This is a genomic window from Shinella pollutisoli, assembly GCF_024609765.1.
Lineage (GTDB): Bacteria > Pseudomonadota > Alphaproteobacteria > Rhizobiales > Rhizobiaceae > Shinella > Shinella pollutisoli.
The window spans coordinates 24,488-49,047 of sequence record NZ_JANFDG010000022.1 but is presented as its reverse complement, the minus strand read 5'-3'; the positions used below and the strand labels follow the sequence as shown (position 1 = coordinate 49,047).

The 24,560-nt window shown below is 68.3% G+C and carries 24 protein-coding genes; 11 read left to right on the top strand and 13 right to left on the bottom strand.

Annotated features, from left to right (window positions below; all coding sequences use genetic code 11):
- Positions 1 to 19: 19 nt before the first annotated feature.
- The 7 genes from choW (at position 20) to ade (ending at position 7,606) form a co-directional block, all read left to right on the top strand.
- Positions 20 to 895 (top strand): choline ABC transporter permease subunit, encoded by an 876-nt coding sequence (choW, locus tag NNZ72_RS17670; protein ID WP_257316751.1) that lies wholly within the window; start codon positions 20 to 22, stop codon positions 893 to 895.
- Entirely contained in the window at positions 892 to 1,932 is a 1,041-nt protein-coding gene (choV, locus tag NNZ72_RS17665; protein ID WP_257316750.1) for a choline ABC transporter ATP-binding protein, read from the top strand. Before choW ends, choV begins: the two co-directional genes overlap by 4 nt.
- A 221-nt stretch (positions 1,933 to 2,153) precedes the next feature.
- Positions 2,154 to 2,918 (top strand): HugZ family pyridoxamine 5'-phosphate oxidase, encoded by a 765-nt coding sequence (locus NNZ72_RS17660; RefSeq protein WP_257316748.1) that lies wholly within the window; start codon positions 2,154 to 2,156, stop codon positions 2,916 to 2,918.
- Between the two features lie 165 nt (positions 2,919 to 3,083).
- The gene (locus tag NNZ72_RS17655) at positions 3,084 to 3,425 is read left to right on the top strand and encodes an ArsR/SmtB family transcription factor (protein ID WP_257316747.1); all 342 of its coding nucleotides are present in this window, start codon (positions 3,084 to 3,086) and stop codon (positions 3,423 to 3,425) included.
- A gap of 176 nt (positions 3,426 to 3,601) precedes the next feature.
- Positions 3,602 to 4,927: an omega-aminotransferase AptA gene (aptA, locus tag NNZ72_RS17650; protein ID WP_257316745.1), complete on the top strand. Its 1,326-nt coding sequence runs from the start codon at positions 3,602 to 3,604 to the stop codon at positions 4,925 to 4,927.
- A gap of 103 nt (positions 4,928 to 5,030) precedes the next feature.
- Complete coding sequence (locus NNZ72_RS17645; RefSeq protein ID WP_257316743.1) at positions 5,031 to 5,915, top strand: aldose 1-epimerase family protein; 885 nt, start codon at positions 5,031 to 5,033, stop codon at positions 5,913 to 5,915.
- A complete protein-coding gene (gene ade, locus NNZ72_RS17640; RefSeq protein ID WP_257316742.1) occupies positions 5,912 to 7,606 on the top strand; it encodes an adenine deaminase in 1,695 nt (564 codons plus the stop codon). The genes NNZ72_RS17645 and ade overlap by 4 nt, the downstream gene beginning before the upstream one ends.
- A gap of 4 nt (positions 7,607 to 7,610) precedes the next feature.
- Here the strand turns inward: ade and NNZ72_RS17635 are convergent, their stop codons facing one another.
- From NNZ72_RS17635 to bglA, 3 genes are read right to left on the bottom strand one after another with little or no spacing between them, the layout of a single operon-like run.
- Positions 7,611 to 7,907 (bottom strand): type II toxin-antitoxin system RelE/ParE family toxin, encoded by a 297-nt coding sequence (locus NNZ72_RS17635; protein ID WP_257316741.1) that lies wholly within the window; start codon positions 7,905 to 7,907, stop codon positions 7,611 to 7,613.
- Entirely contained in the window at positions 7,900 to 8,163 is a 264-nt protein-coding gene (locus tag NNZ72_RS17630) for a type II toxin-antitoxin system ParD family antitoxin (protein WP_257316740.1), read from the bottom strand. The genes NNZ72_RS17635 and NNZ72_RS17630 overlap by 8 nt, the downstream gene beginning before the upstream one ends.
- A 59-nt stretch (positions 8,164 to 8,222) precedes the next feature.
- Positions 8,223 to 9,866 carry a beta-galactosidase BglA gene (bglA, locus tag NNZ72_RS17625; RefSeq protein ID WP_257316739.1) on the bottom strand — a complete coding sequence of 548 codons (1,644 nt, stop codon included), beginning with the start codon at positions 9,864 to 9,866 and terminating at the stop codon, positions 8,223 to 8,225.
- 148 nt (positions 9,867 to 10,014) lie between these two features.
- Between bglA and NNZ72_RS17620 the strand changes: the two genes are divergently transcribed.
- Positions 10,015 to 11,022 (top strand): Ldh family oxidoreductase, encoded by a 1,008-nt coding sequence (locus NNZ72_RS17620; RefSeq protein ID WP_257316738.1) that lies wholly within the window; start codon positions 10,015 to 10,017, stop codon positions 11,020 to 11,022.
- A gap of 10 nt (positions 11,023 to 11,032) precedes the next feature.
- Positions 11,033 to 11,947, top strand: coding sequence for a sugar kinase (locus NNZ72_RS17615; RefSeq protein WP_257316737.1), 915 nt, complete (start codon positions 11,033 to 11,035; stop codon positions 11,945 to 11,947).
- Positions 11,948 to 12,238: 291 nt separating this feature from the next.
- Here the strand turns inward: NNZ72_RS17615 and der are convergent, their stop codons facing one another.
- From der to NNZ72_RS17600, 3 genes are all read right to left on the bottom strand, one after another.
- The gene (gene der, locus NNZ72_RS17610) at positions 12,239 to 13,666 is read right to left on the bottom strand and encodes a ribosome biogenesis GTPase Der (protein ID WP_257316735.1); all 1,428 of its coding nucleotides are present in this window, start codon (positions 13,664 to 13,666) and stop codon (positions 12,239 to 12,241) included.
- A gap of 13 nt (positions 13,667 to 13,679) precedes the next feature.
- Positions 13,680 to 14,354: a tetratricopeptide repeat protein gene (locus NNZ72_RS17605; RefSeq protein ID WP_257316734.1), complete on the bottom strand. Its 675-nt coding sequence runs from the start codon at positions 14,352 to 14,354 to the stop codon at positions 13,680 to 13,682.
- 87 nt (positions 14,355 to 14,441) lie between these two features.
- Entirely contained in the window at positions 14,442 to 15,026 is a 585-nt protein-coding gene (locus NNZ72_RS17600; RefSeq protein WP_257316732.1) for an NnrU family protein, read from the bottom strand.
- A 130-nt stretch (positions 15,027 to 15,156) separates the two neighbouring features.
- Between NNZ72_RS17600 and NNZ72_RS17595 the strand changes: the two genes are divergently transcribed.
- Positions 15,157 to 16,149: a polysaccharide deacetylase family protein gene (locus NNZ72_RS17595; RefSeq protein WP_257316731.1), complete on the top strand. Its 993-nt coding sequence runs from the start codon at positions 15,157 to 15,159 to the stop codon at positions 16,147 to 16,149.
- Between the two features lie 199 nt (positions 16,150 to 16,348).
- Here the strand turns inward: NNZ72_RS17595 and sbmA are convergent, their stop codons facing one another.
- From sbmA to glpK, 7 genes are all read right to left on the bottom strand, one after another.
- Positions 16,349 to 17,614 (bottom strand): peptide antibiotic transporter SbmA, encoded by a 1,266-nt coding sequence (sbmA, locus tag NNZ72_RS17590; RefSeq protein ID WP_257316730.1) that lies wholly within the window; start codon positions 17,612 to 17,614, stop codon positions 16,349 to 16,351.
- Between the two features lie 119 nt (positions 17,615 to 17,733).
- Positions 17,734 to 18,486 carry a type I methionyl aminopeptidase gene (map, locus tag NNZ72_RS17585; protein WP_257316728.1) on the bottom strand — a complete coding sequence of 251 codons (753 nt, stop codon included), beginning with the start codon at positions 18,484 to 18,486 and terminating at the stop codon, positions 17,734 to 17,736.
- Positions 18,487 to 18,533: 47 nt separating this feature from the next.
- Positions 18,534 to 19,586: an LLM class flavin-dependent oxidoreductase gene (locus NNZ72_RS17580; RefSeq protein ID WP_257316726.1), complete on the bottom strand. Its 1,053-nt coding sequence runs from the start codon at positions 19,584 to 19,586 to the stop codon at positions 18,534 to 18,536.
- A 210-nt stretch (positions 19,587 to 19,796) separates the two neighbouring features.
- Positions 19,797 to 20,276, bottom strand: coding sequence for an SRPBCC family protein (locus NNZ72_RS17575; RefSeq protein WP_257316725.1), 480 nt, complete (start codon positions 20,274 to 20,276; stop codon positions 19,797 to 19,799).
- A gap of 71 nt (positions 20,277 to 20,347) precedes the next feature.
- Positions 20,348 to 21,601: an RNA polymerase sigma factor gene (locus NNZ72_RS17570; protein ID WP_257316724.1), complete on the bottom strand. Its 1,254-nt coding sequence runs from the start codon at positions 21,599 to 21,601 to the stop codon at positions 20,348 to 20,350.
- Positions 21,598 to 21,972, bottom strand: coding sequence for a YciI family protein (locus NNZ72_RS17565; RefSeq protein ID WP_257316723.1), 375 nt, complete (start codon positions 21,970 to 21,972; stop codon positions 21,598 to 21,600). Before NNZ72_RS17565 ends, NNZ72_RS17570 begins: the two co-directional genes overlap by 4 nt.
- 79 nt (positions 21,973 to 22,051) lie before the next feature.
- A complete protein-coding gene (gene glpK / locus NNZ72_RS17560; protein ID WP_257316722.1) occupies positions 22,052 to 23,545 on the bottom strand; it encodes a glycerol kinase GlpK in 1,494 nt (497 codons plus the stop codon).
- A gap of 203 nt (positions 23,546 to 23,748) precedes the next feature.
- On the opposite strand from glpK, the gene NNZ72_RS17555 reads away from it, so the two are divergent.
- Positions 23,749 to 24,522 carry a 3-hydroxybutyrate dehydrogenase gene (locus tag NNZ72_RS17555; RefSeq protein ID WP_257316802.1) on the top strand — a complete coding sequence of 258 codons (774 nt, stop codon included), beginning with the start codon at positions 23,749 to 23,751 and terminating at the stop codon, positions 24,520 to 24,522.
- Positions 24,523 to 24,560: the final 38 nt, after the last annotated feature.

Genomic DNA, 24,560 nt, shown 5'->3' with positions numbered 1-24,560 from the left:
TCAAGCTGGGGCTCCTGCCGTGGATTGGCTCACCGTCTCAAAGATTCCGATCGGCCCGTTCGCCAAGGACGCCGTCAGCTGGCTGACGACCCACGGCAAGGGCGTGTTCGATTTCCTCAAGGTCTTCCTGCAGGCCGGCATCGACGTCGTCCTCTTCCTGCTGCAGGCCCCGTGGATCACCAGCGCCGGCGGCAAGTTCGCCTATGCGCTCGTCCTCATCCTGCTCGTCACCGGCGTGAGCTGGTACTTCCGCCGCTCGCTCACGGTCGCCGCCTTCACCTTCTTCGGGCTGCTGCTGATCGTCAACCAGGGCTACTGGAAGGAGACGACGGAGACGCTGGCGCTGGTTCTCGCCGCGACCGGCGTCAGCATGGTCGTCGGCGTGCCGCTCGGCATCGCCGCCGCGCGCCGCCCGTGGTTCTACGCGATCCTGCGCCCCGTGCTCGACCTGATGCAGACGATCCCGACCTTCGTCTACCTGATCCCGGCGCTCATCCTCTTCGGCCTCGGCATGGTGCCGGGCCTGATCGCCACCGTGATCTTCGCCATTCCCGCACCGATCCGCCTCACCCGGCTCGGCATCATCTCGACGCCGCCCGCGCTGGTCGAGGCCGCCCAGGCCTTCGGCGCGACGCCGGGCCAGGTGCTGCGCAAGGTCGAGCTGCCCTTCGCCATGCCGCAGATCATGGCGGGCCTCACCCAGACGATCATGCTGTCGCTCTCCATGGTGGTCATCGCCGCCCTCGTCGGCGCCAAGGGCCTCGGCGTGCCCGTCGTGCGCGCGCTCAACACGGTCAACATCTCCATGGGCTTCGAGGCCGGGCTCTGTATCGTCATCCTGGCGATCATCCTCGACCGCCTGTTCCGCTCCGCCGACGAGGGAGACGCCCAATGACGGACGCCGTCGTCTTCAAGAACGTCGACATCGTCTTCGGCAACGACCCGCAAAAGGCGCTCGCGCTGGTCGACGCCGGCAAGACCCGCGACGAGATCGGCGCGGCGACCGGCCTCGTGCTGGGCGTCGCCGACGCGACGCTGACCATCACCGAGGGCGAGATCCTCGTGCTGATGGGGCTCTCCGGCTCCGGCAAGTCGACGCTGCTGCGCGCCGTCAACGGGCTCGCCCCGGTGGTGCGCGGCGAGGTGGACGTGAGGACCGGCTCCGGCACGCTCAATCCCTACAGGGCCGCCCCCAAGGCGCTGCGCGAGTTCCGCATGCACACCGTCTCGATGGTGTTCCAGCAGTTCGCGCTGCTCCCCTGGCGCACGGTCGCCGACAATGTCGGCTTCGGGCTGGAGCTCGCCGGCATGGCGGAAGCCGAGCGCAAGGCGTGCGTCGCCGAGCAGCTCGAGCTCGTCAACCTGTCGCAATGGGCCGACCGCAAGGTCAACGAGCTCTCCGGCGGCATGCAGCAGCGCGTCGGCCTTGCCCGGGCCTTCGCCACCGGCGCGCCGATCCTGCTGATGGACGAGCCCTTCTCCGCCCTCGACCCGCTGATCCGCACCCGCCTGCAGGACGAGCTCCTCGAATTCCAGCGCCGGCTGAAGAAGACGATCATCTTCGTCAGCCACGACCTCGACGAGGCCTTCCGCATCGGCAACCGCATCGCCATCATGGAGAGCGGCCGGATCATCCAGTGCGGCACGCCGCAAGAGATCGTGAAAAACCCCGCCAACCAGTATGTCGCCGACTTCGTGCAGAACATGAACCCGATCACCATGCTGACGGCGGGCGACGTGATGCGCGCGGGCGCCTCCAACGGCGCGGGCGTGACGGCGACGGCCAGGCGCGACACGCCGCTCGTCGACGTGCTCGACGCCATGGCCCGCCAGCCCGGCAGCATCGGCGTCGTCGACAACGGCGCCGTCGTCGGCACGATCGAGGCGCAGGACATCGTCAGCGGCCTGACACGGCACCGGCGGCGGGGGTAGCGTACCTGTCCCTTCTCCACTCCCGCGGAGCAGACGAACTGCATATGCGGCTTTGCCCCTCACCCTAACCCTCTCCCCCACGCGGGGAGAGGGGACTTGCCCTGCAAAACGGCGCTGGTCGGGGAAAACCATGCGGCAAACCCCTTCTCCCCGCTTGCGGGGAGAAGGTGGCCGACAGGCCGGATGAGGGGCCTGACACGAACGACGAAAGGAGCCCAACCATGGCACAAGAGGACAAGCCGAGCGTCCTGCGCGAGACCGACGACGACGCCCGCCGGCTCGCCCGCACCCTTCTGCGCTCGGCCCGCAGCTGCGCCCTTGCCGTGATCGAGCCGGAGACCGGCTTCCCCTTCGCCAGCCGCACGCTGACCGGCACCGACACGGACGGCGTGTCGGTGATCCTCGTCTCCGCGCTCTCCGCCCATACCACGGCGCTGAGGGCCGATCCGCGCGCCTCGCTGCTCGCCGGCGAGCCGGGCAAGGGCGACCCCCTCGCCCATCCGCGTCTCACCGTCATCGCCCGCGCCGAGGCGGTGGCGCGCGACGCGCCCGCCCATGCCGCGCTGCGCGAGCGCTTCGTCCGCCGCCATCCGAAGGCGAAGCTCTATGTCGACTTTCCCGACTTCGCCTTCTTCCGCCTCGTGCCGGAGCGCGCCTTTCTCAACGGCGGCTTCGGCAAGGCCTTCCTGCTCACCGCCGACGACCTGACGATCCGCTCGCCCGCCCGCGCCGCCCTCGCCGAAATGGAGACGGGCGCCGTCGACCACATGAACAGCGACCACGCCGAGGCGGCGGGCATCTACGCCCGGCACTATTGCGGCGCCAGGGACGGCGACTGGACCATCGTCGGCCTCGACGCCGCCGGCATCGACCTCGCCAGCGGCGACCGGCTGAAGCGCCTGGAATTCGAACGCGAACTGCGGGAAGCCTCGGAACTTCGGGAAGAGCTCGCGCGTTTGCTGCGCAAGGCGCGCGGGCAGAACTGATCCGGGCAGCCATCCGCTTCTCCGTGCATAGGTCGCGACCAATCGCTATGCGTGCATCATACCCCCATTTCTTGCCCTTGATGGCGACGGGTTTGTTTATATGCTTACAAGCGGATCAATTGAAATAGTTGCGATTTGAAGCGGAAATGCCAGAAGGAGTTGCGTATGGAGAAGATCTCAGAGGCGGAGCACGCGCAGGCGGAAGTTGCATCCGATTTCCTCTCGGCCATGGCCAACCCCCGCCGGCTGCTGATCTTGCGGGTTCTCGTCGGGGGTGAAATCGCCGTGGGGGCGCTCGCGAGCCAGGTCGGCCTCAGCCAGTCGGCGCTGTCGCAGCACCTGTCCAAGTTGCGGGCGCAGAACCTCGTCACCACCCGGCGCGACGCCCAGACCATCTACTATTCCAGCAAGTCGGAAGCCGTGCTGACCATCCTCGACGCGCTCGACCGCATCTACGGCAAGGGCGCATCCGCCGGCGCCGCGCAGAAGAAGCTCCGCATCGCCTGAACGCCGCAAGCCGGCCGTTTTCGACGCCCCGGGCCCCGCCCGGGGCGTTTCGCGTTCCGCTTGCGCTTGACGGCCTGCGGCACCTTGATACTTTGACCGCCGGGTAAAAAATCGACGCCCGATCCGCTTTTCCAACCGGGACCGGCCCCCGCATCCAAAAGGCCATGGAGAAGAGCATGTCCAACCGCCTCAACACCCCCAACGACCTGCGCGCATTCTGGATGCCGTTCACGGCCAACCGGCAGTTCAAGAAGGAGCCGCGCCTCTTCGTCGGCGCCAAGGACATGCACTACACCACCCATGACGGCCGCCAGGTGCTCGACGGCACGGCGGGCCTCTGGTGCGTGAACGCCGGCCACTGCCGGCCGAAGATCACCGAGGCGATCCGCGAGCAGGCGGGCGAGCTCGACTACGCGCCGGCCTTCCAGCTCGGCCATCCCAAGGCCTTCGAGCTCGCCAACCGCCTCGTCGACATCGCGCCGGAGGGCATGAACCACGTCCTCTACACCAATTCCGGCTCCGAATCGGTCGAGACCGCGCTGAAGGTGGCCCTCGCCTATCACCGTGCCAAGGGCGACGGTTCCCGCTTCCGCCTGATCGGCCGCGAGCGCGGCTATCACGGCGTCAATTTCGGCGGCATCTCCGTCGGCGGCATCGTCGCCAACAGAAAAATGTTCGGCACGCTGCTGACGGGCGTCGACCACATGCCGCACACCCATTTCCCCGACAGGAACGCCTTCACCCGCGGCGAGCCGGAGCATGGCGGCGACATCGCCAGCGAGCTGCAGCGCATCGTCACGCTGCACGACGCCTCCACCATCGCCGCCGTCATCGTCGAGCCGGTGGCGGGCTCGACCGGCGTGCTCATCCCGCCGAAGGGCTACTTGCAGAAGCTGCGCGAGATCTGCACGCAGCACGGCATTCTGCTCATCTTCGACGAGGTCATCACCGGCTTCGGCCGCCTCGGCACGCCGTTTGCCGCGCAGTATTTCGACGTCAAGCCGGACATCATCACCACCGCCAAGGGGCTGACCAACGGCGTGATCCCGATGGGCGCCGTCTTCGTCACCTCCGAGATCCACGACGCCTTCATGAACGGGCCGGAGCACCTGATCGAGTTCTTCCACGGCTATACCTATTCCGGCAACCCGATCGCCTCGGCCGCCGCGCTGGGCACGCTCGACACCTATCGCGAGGAAGGCCTGCTCACCCGCGCCGCCGAGCTCGCCTCCTACTGGGAGGACGGCCTGCATTCGCTGAAGGACTGCCCGAACGTCATCGACATCCGCAACGTCGGCCTGATCGGCGCCGTCGAGCTCGCCTCCATCCCCGGCGAGCCGACCAAGCGCGCCTTCTCCGCCTTCCTCAAGGCCTACGAGAAGGGCCTGCTCATCCGCACCACCGGCGACATCATCGCGCTGTCGCCGCCGCTGATCGTCGAGAAGCACCATATCGACGAGATGTTCGGCACGCTGCGCGAGGTGCTGAAGAGCAACATCTGAGGCGCCTGCGCCCGCATCGGCAATGGCGGCCCGCGGGCCGCCATTTTCATTTGCCGCAGGAACCGCGCTACACTCCGGCCGGCTCTGCGCAACGGGGGATTCGATGCCGAACATCGTCCGCATTGAGAATGGCTGTCTTGCCGTCGACGTCTCCACGCTCGGCGCGGAGGCGCAGGCGATCTCCACCCGCGACGGCGCGCAATGGCTGTGGAACGGCGACGCCGCCTTCTGGACCGGGCGCTCGCCCGTGCTCTTCCCGATCGTCGGCCGCGCCCCGGACGACACGCTGCTGATCGACGGCAAGCCCCATCCCATGGCGCAGCACGGCTTCGCGCGCCGCAGCGACTTCACGCTTGCCACCGCGACCGGCACCATGTGCCGTCACGAGCTTGCCGCCTCGGACGCCATGCGCGCAGCCTATCCGTTCGAGTTCCTGCTTGCCATCGAGCACCGGCTGGAGGGCCACGCGCTCACCGTCTCGGCGGAGGTGGCAAACCGCGGCGCGGCCGACATGCCCTTCGGCATCGGCTTCCACCCCGCCTTCGTCTGGCCGCTGCCGCGGGCCGCCGGCAGGCCGCACACGGTGCGGCTCGACAACGAGGGCGAGCCGGCGCGCCGGCCGCTGCGCCAGGGCCTGCTCGCCCCCGAGACGGAGCCCTCGCCCTTCCTCGAAGGCCGCCTCCTGCTCGATCCCGGCCTTTTCGTGGCCGACGCGCTGATCTTCCCGGAAGGGGCCGGCCACGGCCTCACCTATGCCGCCGAGGGCGGCCCGGCGCTGCACTTCCGCTTCGAGAACCTGCCGAACCTCGCGCTCTGGACGAAGCCCGGTGCGCCCTTCCTCTGCGTCGAGCCTTGGCACGGCATGGCGGCCGAAGAGGGCGGCCCGCGCGAGCTGAGGGATCGCCCCTTCACCACCATGCTTTCGCCCGGCGCAAGCGCCCGCTTCGCCTTCACCGTGACCTTCCCCACTTCCGGAGAGACGCCATGACCGACCTGGAACGCCGCATCGACCAGGGCACCGGTCGCGAGCCCGCCGACATCGTGCTGAAGGGCGGACAGTTCTTCGACCTCGTCACCGGCGAGCTCGTCGCCTCCGACATCGCGATCTGCGGCGAGTGCATCGTCGGCACCTGCGGCGACTACGAGGGCAAAAGGGAGATCGACATTTCCGGCCGCATCGTCGTGCCCGGCTTCATCGACACGCATCTCCACATCGAATCCTCGCTGGTGACACCGCACGAATTCGACCGCTGCGTGCTGCCCTACGGCGTCACCACGGCGATCTGCGACCCGCACGAGATCGCCAACGTGCTCGGCACGGAGGGCATCCAGTTCTTCCTCGACAGCGCGGCCGAGACGATCATGGACATCCGCGTGCAGCTGTCGAGCTGCGTGCCGGCGACGCATCTGGAGACCTCGGGCGCCGACCTGCCGGTGGAGCGCCTCGTGCCCTTCCGCCATCATCCGAAGGTGATCGGGCTTGCCGAGTTCATGAATTTCCCCGGCGTCATCCACAAGGACCCCGTCTGCCTCGCCAAGCTGGAAGCCTTCCAGGACGGCCATATCGACGGCCACGCGCCGCTGCTGACCGGCAAGGACCTGAACGGCTACCTTGCCGCCGGCATCCGCACCGAGCACGAATGCACCACGGCGGAGGAGGCGCTGGAGAAGATCCGCAAGGGCATGCACATCCTCATCCGCGAGGGCTCCGTCTCGAAGGATCTCGCCGCGCTGATGCCGCTCTTCACCGAGCGGCTCTCGCCCTTCATCGCGCTCTGCACCGACGACCGCAACCCGCTCGACATCGCCGAGCAGGGCCATCTCGACCACATGATCCGCACGGCGGTCGCCCATGGCCGCGCGCCGCTCGCCGTCTACCGCGCCGCCTCGATCTCCGCGGCGAAGGCCTTCGGTCTTCGCGACCGCGGCCTCGTCGCGCCCGGCTGGCGCGCCGACCTCGCGGTCGTCGACACGCTGGAGAGCTGCCGGGCGGAAATGGTCTTCTCCGCCGGCCGCCTGGTGGACGACGCACTCTTCGCCACCCGCAAGCCGGTCGCCCCCGTCGGCCTCGACAGCGTCAGGGCGCGGCCGGTTCATGCGGCGCATTTCGCCGTGCCCGTCACGGAGGGCGAGGTGCCGGTGATCGGCGTGCTGCCGGGAAAGATCATCACCGAGCACCGCCGCTACCGCCTGCCGGCGAAGGGCAACCAGACGGCGGTCGACCTCGCGCGCGACATCGTCAAGGTCGCGGTCATCGAGCGTCACGGCAGGAACGGCAACCATGCCAACGGCTTCGTCCAGGGTTTCGGGCTGAAGAAGGGCGCCATCGCCTCGACCGTCGGCCACGACAGCCACAACATCTGCGTCGTCGGCGTCGACGAGGAGGACATGACGCTCGCCGCCAACCGCCTCGGCGAGATCGGCGGCGGCTTCGTCGTGGCCGAGGGCGGGAGGATCACGGGCGAGATCGCGCTCCCCGTCGCCGGCCTGATGAGCCTCGACCCCTACGAGAGCGTCCGCGACACGCTCCGCCACCTGCGCCAGGCCGCCTTCGCCCTCGGCGCCACGCTGGAGGAGCCCTTCCTCCAGCTCGCCTTCCTGCCGCTCCCCGTCATCCCGCACCTGAAGATCTCCGACAAGGGCATGGTGGACGTCGACCGGTTCGCGCTGATCGGGTGAAGGGCTACGGCTCGAAATCGTCCTCGCCGATGTCGAGACAGCGGCTCAGGACGCGAACCAGCGTCAGCCGACGGGAATCGTGAAGGTGGAACAGGACGTAGTTGCCGATAACGAAACTGCGCAGCCCGCTCGCCAATTCCGGCCGCTCCCGCCCGGATTGGGGATAGACGGCGAGCTTGCGCGCAACGTCGGCAATCCTGTCGAGCAGGCGATCGGCCGCCGCCTCGTTGTCGTCGGCGATATAGTTCCAGATGGCGACAAGGTCGTCCTCCGCCTGAGGAAGGCGGACGATCTCAAGCACGGCGGGCCTTGGCCCGTTCGGTGCGGGCGCGCACCTTGACCGCATCGATGTCGAGCGGCGCGGCCGGCCCGCTTTCCAGGCCCTGGCCGATGGCATTGCGCAGGGTCGCGATCTTCGCCTCCCGCTGCTTCTCCCGATCCTCCAGCAGGCGCAGGCCGTCCCGCACCACCTCGCTCGCGCTGGCGTAGCGGCCGGTCGCGAGTAGATCGCGGATAAAGGTCTCGTAATGCGTGCCGAGCGTATAGCTGGAGGCCATGGCGACAAATACTCCTCGATATCAGTTTATGATACTGCGAGTATCCTACCGCCGCAAGCTCACACCCGCACGCACACCATATCCAGCCCGCCGAGCTCGATCGCCCCGTCCCTGATCTTCGCGCCGAAGCCGGGAACCGGCACGGGTTCGCCGTGCTTCAGACTCTTGGACGGCATGAAGGTGGCCTTCTCGCGGGTGAGGTTGAAGGCGAAGAGCAGCCTCTCGCCCGCCTTCTCGCGCGTGAAGGCGAGGATGTCCTGGTTGGAGGGCAGGAAGGTCATGTCGCCGTCGCGCAGCACCGCATGCGCCCGGCGGAAGGCGAGCGTCTCGCGATAGTGGTTGAGCACGGAGCCGGCCGTCTTCTCCTGCGTGTCGACGGCGATGCGGGCGTGCTCCTCCGGCACCGGCAGCCAGGGCTTCGCCGTGCTGAAGCCGGCATGCGCCGCGTCGTGCTGCCAGGGCATCGGCGTGCGGCATCCGTCGCGCCCCTTGAAGGCCGGCCAGAAGCGGATGCCGTAGGGGTCGCGCAGGTCCTCGAAGGCGAGCTCCGCCTCCGTCAGCCCCAGCTCCTCGCCCTGGTAGAGGCAGATCGAGCCGCGCAGCGTCGCAAGCAGCGTGATGGCGAGCCGCGCCACGCGCTCGCGCTCCTCCGGCGTGCGGATGAAGCGGCTGACGTGGCGATGGACGTCGTGGTTGGAGAAGGCCCAGCAGACCCAGCCGTCCGTCACCGCCTTCTGGAAGTTCTCCACGCATTTGCGCAGGTGGCCGGCGGTGAAATCCGGCCCGAGCAGGTCGAAGGTGTAGCACATGTGCAGCTTGTCGCCGCCGCTCGTGTAGTCGGCGACCGTCTTCAGCGAGCGCGCCCCGTCGCCCACCTCGCCTACCGTCGTGCGGCCCTCGTATTCGTCGAGCACGGCGCGCAGCCGCCTGAGGAAGGCGACGTTCTCCGGCTGCGTCTTGTCGTAGCGGTGGGTCTGCATGCCGTAGGGATTGACCTCCGGCGCGTCGAGGCCGGTCGCCTCCGGGTCAGGCTCGTGCGGCGGGTTGTCCCTGAGCTTCCTGTCGTGGAAGTAGAAGTTCACCGTGTCGAGGCGGAAGCCGTCGACGCCGCGGTCGAGCCAGAAGCGAAGGGTCTTGAGCAGCGCCTCCTGTACCTCACGATTGTGGAAATCGAGGTCCGGCTGCGAGGTGAGGAAATTGTGCATGTAGTACTGCCGGCGCACCCCGTCCCATTCCCAGGCGGGGCCGCCGAAGATCGACAGCCAGTTGTTCGGCGCGGTCCCGTCCGGCTTTGGATCGGCCCAGACATACCAGTCGGCTTTCGGATTGGTGCGGCTCGACCGGCTCTCGACGAACCAGGGGTGCTGGTCGGAGGTGTGCGAGATCACCTGGTCGATGATGATCTTGAGGCCGAGGCGGTGCGCCTCGGCGAGCAGGGCGTCGAAATCGGCGAGCGTGCCGAACATCGGGTCGACGTCGCAATAGTCCGACACGTCGTAGCCCATGTCCGCCATCGGCGACTTGAAGAAGGGCGAGAGCCAGACCGCGTCGACGCCGAGCGAGGCGATGTGGCCGAGCCGCCGGGTGATGCCCTTGAGGTCGCCCATGCCGTCGCCGGACGAATCCTGGAAGGAGCGCGGATAGACCTGGTAGATGACGGCGCCGCGCCACCAGTCGTCGGCTTTTCTTCTGGAAGTCGGCATGCGGGATCGCTCCATGTCCTGTAGTTCTCCGGCGAGATGTATCGCGCAAAGGGCGAGGCGTAAACGGCCGGACGCAGCCTCCCGCGGTTGACGGATGCCAATCGCGTGCCCAAAGATGCCGCCGACTCCGACAGCCGAGGTTGACCGCATGACCGACGACGTCGCCCTCACCCTCGCCGAGGCCTTCGACCTCGCCAGATCCGCCCTCCAGCGCCTCGGCATGAGCGAGCAGGCCGCCAGGGCGCTCTCGCGGGCGACGGTGGACGCGGAGGCCGCGGGACGGCCCGCCGTCGGCTTCGCGCATCTGGCGGACTACCTGAAGGCGCTCGCCGAAGGCCGGATCGACGGGCGCGCCGAGCCGCTCGTCACCGCCCCGGTCCCCGCGGTCATGAAATGCGACGCGATGGGCGGCGTCGCCCAGTATGGCTTCGAGATTGCCCGCGAGGAGCTTGCCGCCAAGGCGAGGACGTTCGGGCTTTCCGTCTTCGCCGCGCACAACAGCTACACGACCGGCGAGCTCGGCTGGTATGCCGGCCGGCTGGCCGAGGACGGCCTGGTGGCCCTGGCCGCGACCAACGCGCCGGCGATGGTCGCCGCAGCCGGCGGCTCCGGACCGGTCTACGGCACCAATCCGCTCGCCTTCGCCGCACCGCTTTCCGACGGACGGATCCTCCTCGTCGACCAGGCGACGAGCGCCACGGCCTTCGTCAACATCCGTGCGGCGGCAGCGCGCGGCGAACCCATCCCCGAGGGCTGGGCGCTCGACGAAGGGGGCCGTCCCACGATCGATCCCCTCGCCGCCCTCAAGGGCGCGCTTCTCGCCTTCGGCGGCGCGCGCGGCGCCAACATCGCGCTGATGGTCGAGGTGCTGGCCGCCGGGCTCACCGGCGCCAACTGGTCGCTGGATGCGCCGGACTTCCTTTCGGGCAGCGCCTCGCCGGGCTGCGGCCTCTTCGTCCTCGCCCTCGCGCCGCAGGTGCTTGCCGAGAACTTCGCCGGTCGCCTGACGGCGCAGGCCGAGCGCCTTTCAAGACACGGCGTCCACGTTCCCGGCCTCGCCCGCACGGAGGCGAAGCGGCAGGCGGAAAGTCGCGGCATCGTCTTGCCCCGCCAACTCTTTGACAGTATTTCCTCTTTCCGGCGCAATCAGCCTTGAGGAACGGGAAATGGCGGGACGGATGCTCGCGATCGGCGAATGCATGGTCGAACTGATGCAGGCGGACGGCGGCCTGATGCGCAAGAGCTTCGCCGGCGACACGTTCAACACCGCCTACTACGCCCGCCAGTATCTTCCCGCCGACTGGTCGGTCGACTATTTCTCAGCCGTCGGCCGCGACACCATCTCCGACGAGATGCTCGCCTTCATGGCCGGCCACGGCATCGGCACAGAGCACGTCGGCCGCATCGAGGGCCGCTCGCCCGGCCTCTACATGATCCACCTGAAGGACGGCGAACGCAGCTTCTCCTACTGGCGCTCGGCCTCCGCGGCAAAGCTGCTCGCCCGCGACGGCGACCGGCTGAGGGCGGCGATCGAGGCCTCCGACCTCGTCGTCTTCTCCGGCATCACGCTGGCGATCCTGCCGCCGGAGGACGTCGACACCCTGCTTGCGGAACTGCGCCGGGCCAAGGCCGCCGGCAAGCGCGTGGTCTTCGACCCGAACATCCGCATGCGCCTGTGGGATGATGCGGCACGCATGCGCGCCGTCGTCACCGAGGGCGCGCGCGCGGCAAGCCTCGTCATGCCGAGCCTCGACGACGAGACCACCCATTTCGGCGACGCGACGGCGGACGACACCATCGCCCGCTACCGCGGCCTTGGCGTCGAGGGCGTGGTGGTGAAGGACGGCGCCAGGGGCGCGACGCTTGCCTTCGGCGGGACGCGCAGCCACGTCCCCTCGGCCGAGGTCAAGGCTATCGTCGACACGACCAGCGCCGGCGACAGCTTCAACGGCGCGTTCCTCGCAAGGCTCGCCACCGGCGCGACGCCCGAGGACGCCGCCCGCTTCGCCGCGGCGGTGGCGGCCGCGGTCATCCAGCATCACGGGGCGCTGGTGGCGAAGGACAAGCTACCGGAAGGTTGAGGGTGTGATACCCCCCTCTGCCCTGCCGGACATCTCCCCCTCAAGGGCAGGGCGCTGTCGCATATCGAATTCCGGGAGTGCCTTCTGCCCCTTCTCCCCAGCGGGGAGAAGGTCGCGGCAGCGGGATGAGGGGGTGAGCGAAGCGAAATACAGCCCGCTTGCCCCCTCATCCGACCCTTCGGGCCACCTTCTCCCCAGCGGGGAGAAGGGGAAAACCGCAGCGTTGCGCCATAAGCAATAGTGGAGGAGATGCCCGGCAGGGCAGAGCGGGTTCTACGCCCCGAAGACGGCTCAATAAATCTTCCGCGTCTTCTTCGGCTTGAACGGGTTCTCCGACGCCTTGAAGTGGATGCGGATCGGCACGCCGGGCAACTGGAAATCGTTGCGCAAGCCGTTCGTCAGGTAGCGCACGTAGGATTCCGGCAGCGCCTCGGGGCGCGTGCAGGAAATCATGAAGCCCGGCGGGCGGGCCTTCACCTGCGTCATGTATTTCAGCTTGAGGCGACGGCCGGAGACGGCCGGCGGCGGATGCTGCACCTGCTGGGCTTCCAGCCAGCGGTTGAGCTTGGCCGTCGAGATGCGGCGGTTCCAGACGCGGTCGGTGTCGATGACGGCCTGCATCAGCTTGTCGAGGCCGCGGCCCGTCTGGCCGGAGACCGGCACGGCGCGGATGCCGCGCGCCTGCGGCAAAAGCCGGTCCGTCTTCTCGCGCAGCTCGGCGAGCACGGCCTGCGGGTCGTCGATCAGGTCCCACTTGTTGAAGGCGAGCACGGCCGCGCGGCCCTCGCGCAGCACGAGGTCGACGATCTGCAGGTCCTGCTTCTCGAAGGGAATGGTCGAATCGAAGACGATCACCACCGTCTCGGCGAAGCGGATGGCGCGCAGCGCATCGGCGACGGAGAGCTTCTCCAGCTTCTCCTGCACCTTGGCCTTGCGGCGCATGCCCGCCGTGTCGAACATCTTGATCGTCCGGCCCTTCCAGTCCCATTCGACGGAGATGCTGTCGCGGGTAATGCCGGCCTCGGGGCCGGTGAGCAGCCGGTCCTCGCCGAGGAAGCGGTTGATCAGCGTCGACTTGCCGGCATTGGGCCGGCCGACGATGGCGACGCGCAGCGGCTTCGTCTCGTCATATTCCGGCTCGTAGTCCTCGTCCTCCTCCACCGCCTCGGCGCGCACGTCGACGTCGGTGACGGCCTCGTCCTCCTTCGGCGGGAAGGCGCGCTCCTCGCCGATCGCCGCGACGATGGCGTCGCGCAGGTCGAGCATGCCCTGGCCGTGCTCGGCGGAGATCGGCGTCGGCTCGCCGAGCCCGAGCGTGAAGGCGTCGTAGAAGCCGCCGTCGGAGCCGCGCGCCTCCGACTTGTTGGCGACCAGCACGACGGGCTTGCCCTTCTTGCGAAGCATCTCGGCCAGCGCCTGGTCGACGGGCGTCAGCCCGGTCTTGGCGTCGACCACGAAGAGCGACAGGTCGGCCTCGTCGATCGCCGCTTCCGTCTGGGCGCGCATGCGGCCCTGCAGCGTCTCGGGCGCCGCCTCTTCCAGGCCGGCGGTGTCGACGATGCGGAATTTCAGGTCGACCAGGCGGGCGTCGCCCGGCCGGCGGTCGCGCGTGACGCCGGGCGTGTCGTCGACGAGCGCGAGCTTCTTGCCCACCAGCCTGTTGAACAGGGTGGACTTGCCGACATTGGGGCGTCCGACAATGGCGACGGTGAAGCTCATCGGAAAGGTCCGTCTACGAGGAGAGCTTGCCGCTCGCCGTCATCAGGTCGAGCAGCATCTGCGCGCGGTTGGCGACGTTGCGCGGGCTTTCCGCATCGGCGAGGATCGCGTCGAACCATTCCTTGGCGCGGGCGTAGTCCTCATGGCGCCAGGCCGAGAGCCCGAGCACCTCGCGCGCGGAATGGCGCAGCGCGCTCTGCGGCGTGGCGAGCTGCTCGGCCTCGGCCGAGACCTGCTCGTAGGTGCCGGTATCGACCAGCAGGAAGGCGGCGCGAAGCCTTGCTGCATCGCGCAGCGCCTGCGGCACGGAACCGTCCTTGGCGATGGCGCTGAAGGCGTTGACCGCGCCCTCGACGTCGCCGCCCTCGGCCTGAAGAGAGGCGGCGCGCATGCGCGCGAGCACCGGATAGGCGCCGAAGCCGTCCTTCTCCAGCGCCGTCAGCGCCGCGAGCGCCTCCTCGTTCTTGCCTTCGCGGGCGAGCGTCAGCGCGGCGAGGAAGCTGTCGCCGGCGGCCGAGGCCTTGCTGTCGCGCCAGGCGTCGTAGCTCACTTTGCCGATCGTCGCGAGCACGATGGCGACGGCGCCGCCGATCAGGATGCGGCCGAAGCGCCGCCAGATCAGGCGCATCTGGTCGGAACGGAGTTCCTCGTTGACCTCACGGATGAAGCTGTCGTCCTGGTTTACCATTCCCTGCCCGGCTTTTTCTTGCGATTGGATGTCGCGCCTTCTACCCCATTTTGGCGGCGTTGTAAGGGGGCAGCGTCGAAAAGGCCCTTACGGCAGCGGCCGGACCCCGATCAGCCATTCGTGCAGCCAGAACACGATCGCGACATAGAGGGCGGCGCCGAGGACGATGGAAACGAGGTCGTGCTTCGCGGAGACGAAGACCGGCAGCGCCGTCTCGCCCGCCGCGATCCGCTTCTTCAGCGTGATGCGCAGCACCACCGCCCAGGCGAGGATGGTGATGAAGACGAGGACGGAATAGGTCTCGCCGTTCGCGAGCAGGTGCGCGAGCGCCCAGATCTTGATGGCGACGAGGATCGGGAACTTCAGCTTCTGGCGGATATGGCCCGCCGGCAGGAAGCCGGCGACGAGACAGATCGAGGCGATCAGCATCAGCGTCAGCGTGATGTGCGCCATGAAGGCCGGCGGGGTGTAGAGAAGCTCGCCGCCCGTATCCCGCGCCTCGATGAAGCCGTAGACGATCATGACGAGGCTTGCGAGCGAGGCGACGCCGTGCAGCACCATCCAGGCCGGCTTGCCGAGCGTGGCGATGCCGGCCGTGCGCAGGCCCGGCGCGAAGGGCCGCACGAGATGGGTGACGAGGAAGAGAACGAGACCGGCGACGAGCAAAGCCATGGAAATGCCCCTTGATGGATGGATCGGCCGAGGCCGCTGGCCCCTGCAATAGCTGACAATTGCCATCCGATCAAAGGATTGCCGCATTCGCGACCGATAGCGGGCCTCACACAAATTGTCGCGGGGACCCATGTCCGGTCGAATCCTCCCTTCCCTCCTTGCCGCCGCCGTCTGCGCCGCGCCCGCCCTCGCGGAGGAGCCGGCGCCGAAGCGCACGCAGCTCGTGATCGTCTCCTTCGACGGCGCGCACGACAACCTGCTCTGGGAGAAGAGCCGGGCGATGGCGAGGCGCACGAACGCGCATTTCACCTATTTCCTCTCCTGCACCTTCTTCTTTCCGAGGGAGGAACGGGCCACATACCAGGCGCCGCAGGAAAAACGCGGCCGCTCGAACGTCGGCTTCGCGCCGGACCGCGAGGACGCGATCCTGAGGCTCGGCGAGATCTGGCTGGCGAAGCTGGAGGGCCACGACCTTGCCAGCCACGCCTGCGGCCATTTCGACGGCGGCAGGTGGAGTGCGGAGGACTGGAAGGCGGAGTTCGCCTTCTTCCGCGCCGCGCTGAAGGACGGCTGGAAGAACCTCGGCGTCGGCGAGCGCGAGCCCGCAGACTGGCAGCGCTTCGCCACCGAGGACATCAAGGGTTTCCGCGCGCCCTATCTGTCCGCCGGTCCCGGCCTGGTCGAGGCGCTCGAGGCCTACGGCTTCCGCTACGACGCGAGCCTCGTCTCGAAGGGCCCCGCCATGCCCGTCGCGACCGGGGATCTCGCCCGCTTCGCCCTGCCGCTGATCCCGGAAGGCGCGTCCGGCAAGCCGGTGATCGCGATGGACTACAATCTCTACGTCCGCCATTCCAGGGGCAAGGAACGCCCGGAGGAGAGCGAGGCCTTCGAGGAACGCACCCTGAAGGCCTATCGCGACGCCTTCGCCGCGCAATACGACGGCGAACGGATCCCCCTCCAGCTCGGCTTCCATTTCGTCGAGATGAACGCCGGCGCCTACTGGCGCGCCCTCGACCGCTTCCTCGCCGAGACCTGCGGCCGCAAGGACGTCGCCTGCGTCAGCTACGCCCAGGCGCTCGACATCCTGGCGAAGGAACGGAAGCCGGACGGCTCCTCCTTCTGACACGCCCAGGGCCATCGCATCTGGAATGACCAGGGCGCTTCCGGCCTCCTTCTCCCCCCGGGGAGAGGTCGCGGCAGCGGGATGAGGGGGCGCCGTAGGCAAGATGCGGCGAACTTGCCCCCTCATCCGGCCCTCCGGGCCACCTTCTCCCGGCGGGGAGAAGGGGAAGCGGCAACGTCGCATTCATATGCAACAGCCCTTATCCCGCCAGTTCCTCGTTGCCGCCGGCCTCGATGAACTGCCGGTCGATGCTCGGCAGCGTCTCGCCCTCGATCGCCGCCTCGAAAGCCTTGAGGCGCTTGTGGATCGACTGCAGCTCGATGATCGTCGACCAGGAGTTGACGAGGTACTGGAACGAGCTCGACACCTGCCCGAAGGCGGTCAGGATCTGCTGCAGGATGCCGTAGGTGATCTTCCCGGCGACGATGGTCGGCACGAGGATGAAGTAGACGAACAGGTTGTCCGCCTGCAGGTAGAACGAGCGGGCGATGTTGAAATAGAGATAGTGGAAGTAGAGGCGGAAATAGTTGCGCCGCACGTTGTCGAACAGCTCGCGCACCGTCGGCGGCTGCGCCTTCGTCGGGTCGTCCTCGCCGTAGACCAGTTCCTTTCGGTAGGCCGCCTCGACGCGCTGGTTGCGGAACTCCAGCCCCGGCAGCTTGATGCCGACGCCGGCGAGCAGCACCGTGCCGAAGGTCGACCAGAGGATCGCCGCCCAGAACAGCGCGTGCGGGATCTCGCCGATGACCGGCAGCGGGCCGATATGGCCGGAGAGCGCGAAGAGCACCGGCAGGAAGGCGATCAGCGTCATCACCGCGTCGATCAGGCTGACGCCGAGGCCCTCGGTGATGCTGGCAAACCGCATCGTGTCTTCCTGCACGCGCTGCGAGGCGCCCTCGATATGGCGCACGCGCGGCCAGAGCGACATGTAGTAGTTGTTCATCGCCGTGCGCCAGCGGAACACGTAGTGGCTGACGAAGAAGCGCGTGATGACGTAGACGAAGACGCTGATGAAGGCGATCTGGCAGAAGATCAGCATCAGGTCGAAGAAGTCCTGCGTGGTGACGTTGCCGGTGCCCTGCAGCGCGTTCTGCAGCGTGTCGCCGAACGGGCGGCGCCAGTTGTTGATGGCGAGCGACACCTGCACGCTGAAATAGGTCGAGAAGATGATGAAGGCCGATCCCCAGATCGACCAGTTCGTCCAGGGGTGATCCTTGGCACGGACCTGCCAGAACGCGCCGAACAGCACGGTGCAGATCAGGAAATAGAGGTAGAACCAGACATTGTCCGGCGTCACGAAATAGCCGAGCCCGATCGGCGGGTTCGTGCCCTCCGGCAGCGGCGGCATGCCGATCGTCGCGCCGAAGCCGGCGCCGACCGAGTACCAGACCGTGATGGCCAGCAGCGTCCAGACGACGAGCGAGGAGAAGAACAGCTTCGGCTGCGGGAAGAAGGAATGGAACAAGGCGCGAAACTCTCGGGTCTGAAGATGACGGCGCACCGCCGGTTCGCGCGAAACTAGACGACTTCCCGCACGGCAACAATCGCCGTGCGTCCGGATTACCGAGATTTAATGCGCATGCCTCAGCCCGGAAGCGTCAGCACCAGGGGGCCGTCGCGGGTGGCGACCACGGTGTGCTCGAACTGCACGGTCGGTGCGCGCGGCTCGCTGTAGAGCGTCCATTCGTCCTTGTCGCCACCCTCCGCCCAGTCGGCGCCGAGCGACAGGAAGGGTTCGACCGTGAAGACGAGGCCTTCCGTCATCCGGCGCGTCTCGCGCGGGTCCGGCCATGTGGCGATCTCGGTCGGCTCCTCGTGCAGCGAGCGGCCGACGCCGTGGCTGGCGAGATTGGCGATCAGCGTGTAGCGGTTCTTGCGCGCGAAGGCACCGATGGCCGTGCCGATGTCGGAGAGCGGCTTGCCGGCCTTCACCTCCTTGAGGCCCGCCCACAGCGCGCGCTTGCCGTCGCGGCAGAGCCGCTCCACCGCGGGCGCCACGCGCCCGACGGCGAAGGAGGCGCCGGTGTCGGCGAAATAGCCGTCGCGCTCGGCCGACACGTCGATGTTGATGAGGTCGCCCTCGCCGATCACCCGCTCGCCCGGAATGCCGTGCGCCACCTCCTCGTTGATGCTGATGCAGGTGGCGCCGGGAAAGGCGTAGCAGCTCTCCGGCGCCGAACGGGCACCCGCGGCGTCGAGCATCCGCCGGCCGATCAGGTCGAGCTCCGCCGTCGTCATGCCGGGGCGCACGGAGGTCGCCATGTGCTGCAGCACGTTGGCGCAGATGCGGCCGATCGCCTGCATGCCGGCGAGGTCGTCTTCGTTTTCGAGGGTCATGTCGGGTCTCTCTTTCCGGCCGTCCATAGCACGCCGGATCGCCGCTGTCAGGCCGGGACGGTCGCCGGCTCGGCGGCAAGCGCCGCGCGCACCAGCGGCGCGACCTTCGTGCCGTAGAGCTCGATGCCGCGCATGATCGCGTCGTGCGGCATCGGGCCGATCGCCATCTGCAGGAGGAAGCGGTCGTTGCGGAAGACGCGGTGATGGGCGACGATCTTCTCGGCCACCGTCTCCGGATCGCCGAGGAAGAGATGGCCGGACGGCCCGGTCGACTGGTCGAACTGCGCCCGGCTCGTCGGCCCCCAGCCGCGCTCGCGGCCGATGCGGTCCATCACCTCCGCCTGCGGCGCGTAGAACGTATCGGCGGCCGCCTGCGTCGTATCGGCGACGAAGCCGTGCACGTTGATGCTGGTCTTCAGCCCCGCCGGATCGTGGCCGGCGCGCCGCGCCGCCTCGCGGTAGAGGTCGAGGAGCGGCGCGTAGCGCGCGGGCGTGCCGCCGATGATGGCGAGCGCCAGCGGCAGGCCGTAGGCACCGGCCCGCGCCACCGACTGCGGCGTGCCGCCGACGGCGATCCAGATCGGCAGTCTCCCGGAAAGCGGCCGCGGATAGACGCCGCGGCCGGCAAGCGGCGGGCGCATCGTGCCGCTCCACGAGACGGTCTCGCGCTCGTTCAGCGCCAGCAGCAGGTCGAGCTTCTCGGCGAAGAGCTGGTCGTAGTCTTCCAGATCATAGCCGAACAGCGGGAAGGATTCGATGAACGAGCCCCGACCCGCCATGATCTCGGCCCGGCCGCCGGAGAGGAGATCGAGCGTCGAGAACTGCTGGAAGACGCGCACCGGATCGTCCGACGACAGCACCGTGACGGCGCTTGAAAGCCGGATGGTCCTCGTCCGCGCCGCGGCGGCCGCCAGGATGACGGCAGGGGCGGAGGCGGCGTAGTCCGGCCGGTGGTGCTCGCCGAGCCCGAAGACGTCGAGGCCGACCTCATCGGCGAGCTCGATTTCTTCCAGCAGGTTCTTCAGGCGCCGCTCGCCCTCCCGCCCTTTGTCCGCAGCGTTGGGATCGACGTCGGCGAAGGTGTAGAGGCCAAGTTCCATGAGGGTTTCCCGTGCGAGGTGCTGCCGCACAGATATGGCGGCGCGGCGGCGCTGGGAAGAGTGGAAATGGAAACGCTGTGTTCGCGGCCTCCGCTGCGCCGGCACCCTCTCCCCGCACACGGGACGAGGAACCGATGCCGGGCCGTTCCCCTCTCCTCACCTGCGGGGAAAAGTTCCACAAGGGACGAGGCAATCACCGCTCCGCGAAGCTCACAGCTCCGCCGCCACCACCTCCAGTTGCGTCGCCACCTGTCCCCAGCCCTCGTGGAAACCCATCTTCTCGTGCTCGGCGCAGTCCTCGGCGCTCCAGTGGCGGGCGATGGCGGTGTAGCGGGTGCGGCCGTTGCCGAGGTCGTCGAGGATCACCTCCGCGCAGAAGAAGGCCTTCTCCGTCGGCTTCCAGTCCGGGCCGAAGGCATCGGTGAAGATCAGCCGCCGGTCCTTCTCGACCTTGAGCAGGACGCCGGTGCTGTCCATGTGGAAGCCGTCCGGCCCCGTCATGACGGTGCGGAACTTGCCGCCGTCCCTGGGCTCGATCTCCACGATCGGCGTCTCGTAGGGCTTCGGCGCGAACCATCGCGTGATCAGCTCGGGCGTCGTCCAGGCCTTGAAGAGCTGCGCCGGTGTGGCGGCGAGGATGCGGGTGAGAACGAGCTCGCGATCGTTGGCAGGGGTGATCATCCGGTCCATGGCATGTCTCCTTCGGTGGGTTCGCTCCAAGGACGCGCGGCCCGCCGTCGATCCGACAGGGGGGGACGAAATTAATCTGCCTCCGCCCGCTCCCGCTGCAGGCCGTCGAGATGCTGGCGGATATGGGCGGCCTCGGCGGGCGTGCGGGCGAGCGCGATGGCGCGGTCGAAGGCCGCGCGCGCCTCCTCCCGGCGGCCGAGCTCCTTGAGCAGCCCGCCGCGCAACCCGTGGAAATGGAAATAGCCGGAGAGCCGTTCCCCCAGCGGCTCGACGAGCGCCAGCGCCGCTTCCGCCCCTTCCAGCCTCCAGACGGCGACGGCGCGGTTGAGCGTCACCACCGGCGAGGGCTGCAGCCGCTCCAGCGTGCGGTAGAGGCGCTCGATCCCGGCCCAGTCCGTCTCCCCGGGCGTCGCGGCGCGGGCGTGCAGCGCGGCGATCGCCGCCTGCACCTGGAACGGCCCCGGCGCGCGGTGGCGCATCGCCTTGTCGATCAGCACCAGCGCCTCGTCGATCAGCGCCCGGTCCCAGAGCGTGCGGTCCTGGTCGTCAAGGAGCACGATCTGCCCGTCCGCGTCGAAGCGGGCGGCGAGGCGCGAATGCTGGATCAGGGTGAGCGCGGTCAACCCCATGATCTCCGGCTCGGCGGGAAAGAGCTTCAGGAGCAGCCGCGAAAGCCGGATCGCCTCCGTCGCGAAGGGTGCGTCCGCCGCCGCGGCCGTGCCGGCCGAATAGCCTTCGTTGAAGACGAGGTAGACCATGGCGGCGACGACGGAAAGACGCTCGGCGCGCGCCGCCGCGTCCGGCGTCTCGAAGGGGATGCCGGCCGCCGCCACCTTCGCCTTGGCCCGGGTGATGCGCTGCTCCATCGCCGCCTCGGAGACGAGGAAGGCGCGGGCGATCTGTTTCACCGACAGGCCGGAGACGATGCGCAGCGCGAGCGCGATCTGCTGCGTCGCCGGCAGGTCGGGATGGCAGCAGACGAAGAGCAGCCTGAGGATGTCGTCGCGGTAATGCGCGCCGTCGAGCCGCTCGGCAAGGTCGTCCTCGGCGTCGCCGAGGTCGGACAGCACCTCCTCCGGCGGCAGCGGCCGCTCGCGGGCGCGCCTGCGCACCCGGTCGATGCCGCTGTTGCGCCCGACGAGGATCAGCCAGGCGGCCGGATCGCGCGGCGGGCCCTTGGCAGGCCAGGTCTTCAGCGCCCGGAGGCAGGCCTCCTGGAACGCCTCCTCGGCGAGGTCGAGATCGCGGAAATAGCGCAGCAGCGCGCCCATGGCCTGCGGCCGGGCGGCGGTGAGCGCGAGATCGATCCAGGCAAGCTCGCTCACTTGGGGCCTCCGCCGGGCTTGAAGAGGCGAAGCGGCCGGATCTCGTAGGCGCCGGTGCCGGGATTGGCGACGGCGAGCTCCTTCGCGAAGGCGATCGCCCCCTCCAGCGTGTCGGCCTCGACGATGAAGAAGCCGAGGAACTGTTCCTTGGTCTCGGCGAAGGGTCCGTCGATGACGAAGCTCTCGCCCGCGCTCTTGCGGACGGTGGTGGCGGCCGTCGTCGGCATCAGCCGGGCGACCGGCCCGAGCCTGCCCGCCTCGGCATATTTCTTCTCCACCGCCGCGAGGTCGCGCATGACCCGGTCGTTCTCGTCCCTGCTCCAGGCCTCGGTGACGGATTCTTCATTGTAGCAAAGCACGGCATATTGCATCGGACACTCCCGTCATTGGATAGACGAATGAGTATCCGCAACGCCGACAGGACGCGACCGGATTTTTTCGGCGAACCGATCAGTTGGCGCTGAGCGTGCGGCGCACCGCGTCCTTCCAGCCGCGTATCTTCGCGCCCCGCGTCTTCTCGTCCATCTCCGGCATGAAGCGCCGGTCGCGCGACCAGGCGGCGGCGAAACCCTCGCGGTCCGGCCAGACGCCGGCGCGGTGGCCGGCGAGCCAGGCCGCACCCAGCGCCGTCGTCTCCAGGATGGTCGGCCGGTCGACGGGGGCGTCGAGGATGTCGGCGAGCCGCTGCATGGTCCAGTCGGACGCGACCATGCCGCCGTCGACGCGCAGCACCGTCTCCTTGCCGTCGTTCCGCCAGTCCTTGTGCATGGCGTCGAGCAGGTCGCGCGTCTGGTAGCAGACGGCCTCCAGCGCCGCGCGGGCGAACTCGGCCGGCCCCGTGTTGCGCGTCATGCCGTAGATCGCCGCGCGCGCATCCGGGTCCCAGTGCGGCGCGCCGAGCCCCGTGAAGGCCGGCACGAGGTAGACGGCCTGCGCCGGGTCGGCCTTGGCCGCGAGGTCCCCTGTGTCGGCGGCCGCCTTGATGACCTTCAGCCCGTCGCGCAGCCACTGCACGGCGGCCCCGGCGATGAAGATCGAGCCCTCCAGCGCATAGGTCGTCTCGCCGTCGAGCCGGTAGGCGATGGTGGTGAGCAGCCGGTTCTTCGAGCGCACCATGTCCGGGCCGGTGTTGAGCAGCGCGAAGCAGCCGGTGCCGTAGGTGGATTTCATCATCCCGGGCGAAAAGCAGGCCTGGCCGATGGTGGCGGCCTGCTGGTCGCCGGCGACGCCGAGGATCGGGATCTCCGCGCCGAACAGCGCCTTCTCCGTCACGCCGAAATCGGCCGCGCAGTCGAGCACCTCCGGCAGCATCGCCCTCGGCACGCGCAGGATGTCGAGAAGCTCGTCGTCCCAGGCGTTCGCCGCGATGTTGTACATCAGCGTGCGGCTGGCGTTCGTGGCGTCCGTCGCGAAGGACTTCCCGCCCGTCAGCCGCCAGATCAGGAAGGTGTCGATCGTGCCGAAGCAGAGCTCGCCCTTGGCGGCGCGCGCCCGTGCACCCTTCACGTTGGAGAGCAGCCACGAGAGCTTGGTGCCGGAGAAATAGGGGTCGAGCAGCAGGCCGGTCTTCCGCGTGAAGGTCCGCTCCAGTTCCTGCCGCTTGAGCTTGTCGCAATAGGCGGCGGTGCGCCTGTCCTGCCAGACGATGGCGTTGTGGATCGCCCTGCCGCTCTCGCGCTCCCAGACGACGACCGTCTCGCGCTGGTTGGTGATGCCGATCGCGGCGATGTTGGCGGCCTTGACGCCCGCCGTCTTCAGCGCGGTCTCGACCGACCAGACGACGCTCTGCCAGATTTCTTCCGGATCATGCTCGACCCAGCCGGAGCGGGGGAAATGCTGCGTGAATTCCTTCTGGCCGGAGCCCGCGACCCTGCGGTTTTCGTCGAAGACGATCGCCCGGCTCGACGTCGTGCCCTGGTCGATCGCGAGAACATATCCGCCCATGCATTCCTCCCCATGGCGCCGGGGCCACCCTCCTGGCCCGACAGAATCTTCAATACGATAACAAAACGAATGTCAAAAGAAAACGAAACGAAAGGGATGCCGCCCTTCCGCCTCCGACTTTAGCGCGGCAAAAACCCGATTGTCATCGCCCGACTTTTGCGCGTAGGCTCACCCCGCGCAACAGGAACGGGAGTGCCTTGAACATGAAAAGCGTCGTCGTCACCGGGTCCACGAGCGGCATCGGCCTTGCGATCGCCACAGCCTTCGCGGAGAGCGGCGCCAACGTGCTCATCAACGGCTTCGGCGACAGGGACGAGATCGAGGCGATCCGCGCCGGGCTCGACGGGCTGGGCAGCGGCCGCGTTCTCTACCATCCGGCCGACATGACGAAGCCGGAGGAGATCGGCGACCTGATCGAGACGGCCGTGGAGGAATTCGACGGCGTCGACGTCCTCGTCAACAATGCCGGCATCCAGCACGTCGAGAAGATCGAGGATTTCCCGGTCGACAAATGGGACCGGATCATCGCCATCAACCTGTCGAGCTCCTTCCACACGATCCGCGCCGCCATCCCGCACATGAAGCGCAAGGGCTTCGGCCGCATCATCAACGTCGCCTCCGCCCACGGCCTCGTCGCCTCGCCCTTCAAGTCCGCCTATGTGGCGGCCAAGCATGGCATCATGGGCCTGACCAAGACCGTGGCGCTGGAGATCGCCGAGAACGGCATCACCGCCAATGCCATCTGCCCCGGCTACGTGCTGACGCCGCTCGTGGAGAAGCAGATCCCCGACACGGCCCGCGCCCGCGGCATCAGCGAGGCGGAGGTGAAGAGCGACGTGATGCTGAAGTTCCAGCCGACCAAGGAGTTCGTCGCGGTCGAGGAGGTGGCGGCGATCGCGCTGTTCCTCGCCAGCGACGCGGCGAAGTCGATCAACGGCACCCATATCTCCGTCGACGGCGGCTGGACCGCGCAGTAGGCGGCGGCCGCTTCGCCCCTTCCCTCGCCCGCGGATTT

What these genes read in the sequence shown, in the direction of transcription:
- NNZ72_RS17645 (WP_257316743.1), top strand. Translation starts at nt 5,031, where the DNA reads ATGCCGAACATCGTCCGCATTGAGAATGGCTGTCTTGCCGTCGACGTC.
- NNZ72_RS17660 (WP_257316748.1), top strand. Translation starts at nt 2,154, where the DNA reads ATGGCACAAGAGGACAAGCCGAGCGTCCTGCGCGAGACCGACGACGAC.
- NNZ72_RS17605 (WP_257316734.1), bottom strand. Translation starts at nt 14,354, where the DNA reads ATGGTAAACCAGGACGACAGCTTCATCCGTGAGGTCAACGAGGAACTC.
- NNZ72_RS17555 (WP_257316802.1), top strand. Translation starts at nt 23,749, where the DNA reads ATGAAAAGCGTCGTCGTCACCGGGTCCACGAGCGGCATCGGCCTTGCG.
- NNZ72_RS17615 (WP_257316737.1), top strand. Translation starts at nt 11,033, where the DNA reads ATGGCGGGACGGATGCTCGCGATCGGCGAATGCATGGTCGAACTGATG.
- NNZ72_RS17655 (WP_257316747.1), top strand. Translation starts at nt 3,084, where the DNA reads ATGGAGAAGATCTCAGAGGCGGAGCACGCGCAGGCGGAAGTTGCATCC.
- aptA (WP_257316745.1), top strand. Translation starts at nt 3,602, where the DNA reads ATGTCCAACCGCCTCAACACCCCCAACGACCTGCGCGCATTCTGGATG.
- glpK (WP_257316722.1), bottom strand. Translation starts at nt 23,545, where the DNA reads ATGGGCGGATATGTTCTCGCGATCGACCAGGGCACGACGTCGAGCCGG.
- NNZ72_RS17630 (WP_257316740.1), bottom strand. Translation starts at nt 8,163, where the DNA reads ATGGCCTCCAGCTATACGCTCGGCACGCATTACGAGACCTTTATCCGC.
- der (WP_257316735.1), bottom strand. Translation starts at nt 13,666, where the DNA reads ATGAGCTTCACCGTCGCCATTGTCGGACGCCCCAATGTCGGCAAGTCC.
- NNZ72_RS17620 (WP_257316738.1), top strand. Translation starts at nt 10,015, where the DNA reads ATGACCGACGACGTCGCCCTCACCCTCGCCGAGGCCTTCGACCTCGCC.
- NNZ72_RS17580 (WP_257316726.1), bottom strand. Translation starts at nt 19,586, where the DNA reads ATGGAACTTGGCCTCTACACCTTCGCCGACGTCGATCCCAACGCTGCG.
- NNZ72_RS17600 (WP_257316732.1), bottom strand. Translation starts at nt 15,026, where the DNA reads ATGGCTTTGCTCGTCGCCGGTCTCGTTCTCTTCCTCGTCACCCATCTC.
- NNZ72_RS17565 (WP_257316723.1), bottom strand. Translation starts at nt 21,972, where the DNA reads ATGCAATATGCCGTGCTTTGCTACAATGAAGAATCCGTCACCGAGGCC.
- NNZ72_RS17575 (WP_257316725.1), bottom strand. Translation starts at nt 20,276, where the DNA reads ATGGACCGGATGATCACCCCTGCCAACGATCGCGAGCTCGTTCTCACC.
- ade (WP_257316742.1), top strand. Translation starts at nt 5,912, where the DNA reads ATGACCGACCTGGAACGCCGCATCGACCAGGGCACCGGTCGCGAGCCC.
- map (WP_257316728.1), bottom strand. Translation starts at nt 18,486, where the DNA reads ATGACCCTCGAAAACGAAGACGACCTCGCCGGCATGCAGGCGATCGGC.
- NNZ72_RS17595 (WP_257316731.1), top strand. Translation starts at nt 15,157, where the DNA reads ATGTCCGGTCGAATCCTCCCTTCCCTCCTTGCCGCCGCCGTCTGCGCC.
- choV (WP_257316750.1), top strand. Translation starts at nt 892, where the DNA reads ATGACGGACGCCGTCGTCTTCAAGAACGTCGACATCGTCTTCGGCAAC.
- bglA (WP_257316739.1), bottom strand. Translation starts at nt 9,866, where the DNA reads ATGCCGACTTCCAGAAGAAAAGCCGACGACTGGTGGCGCGGCGCCGTC.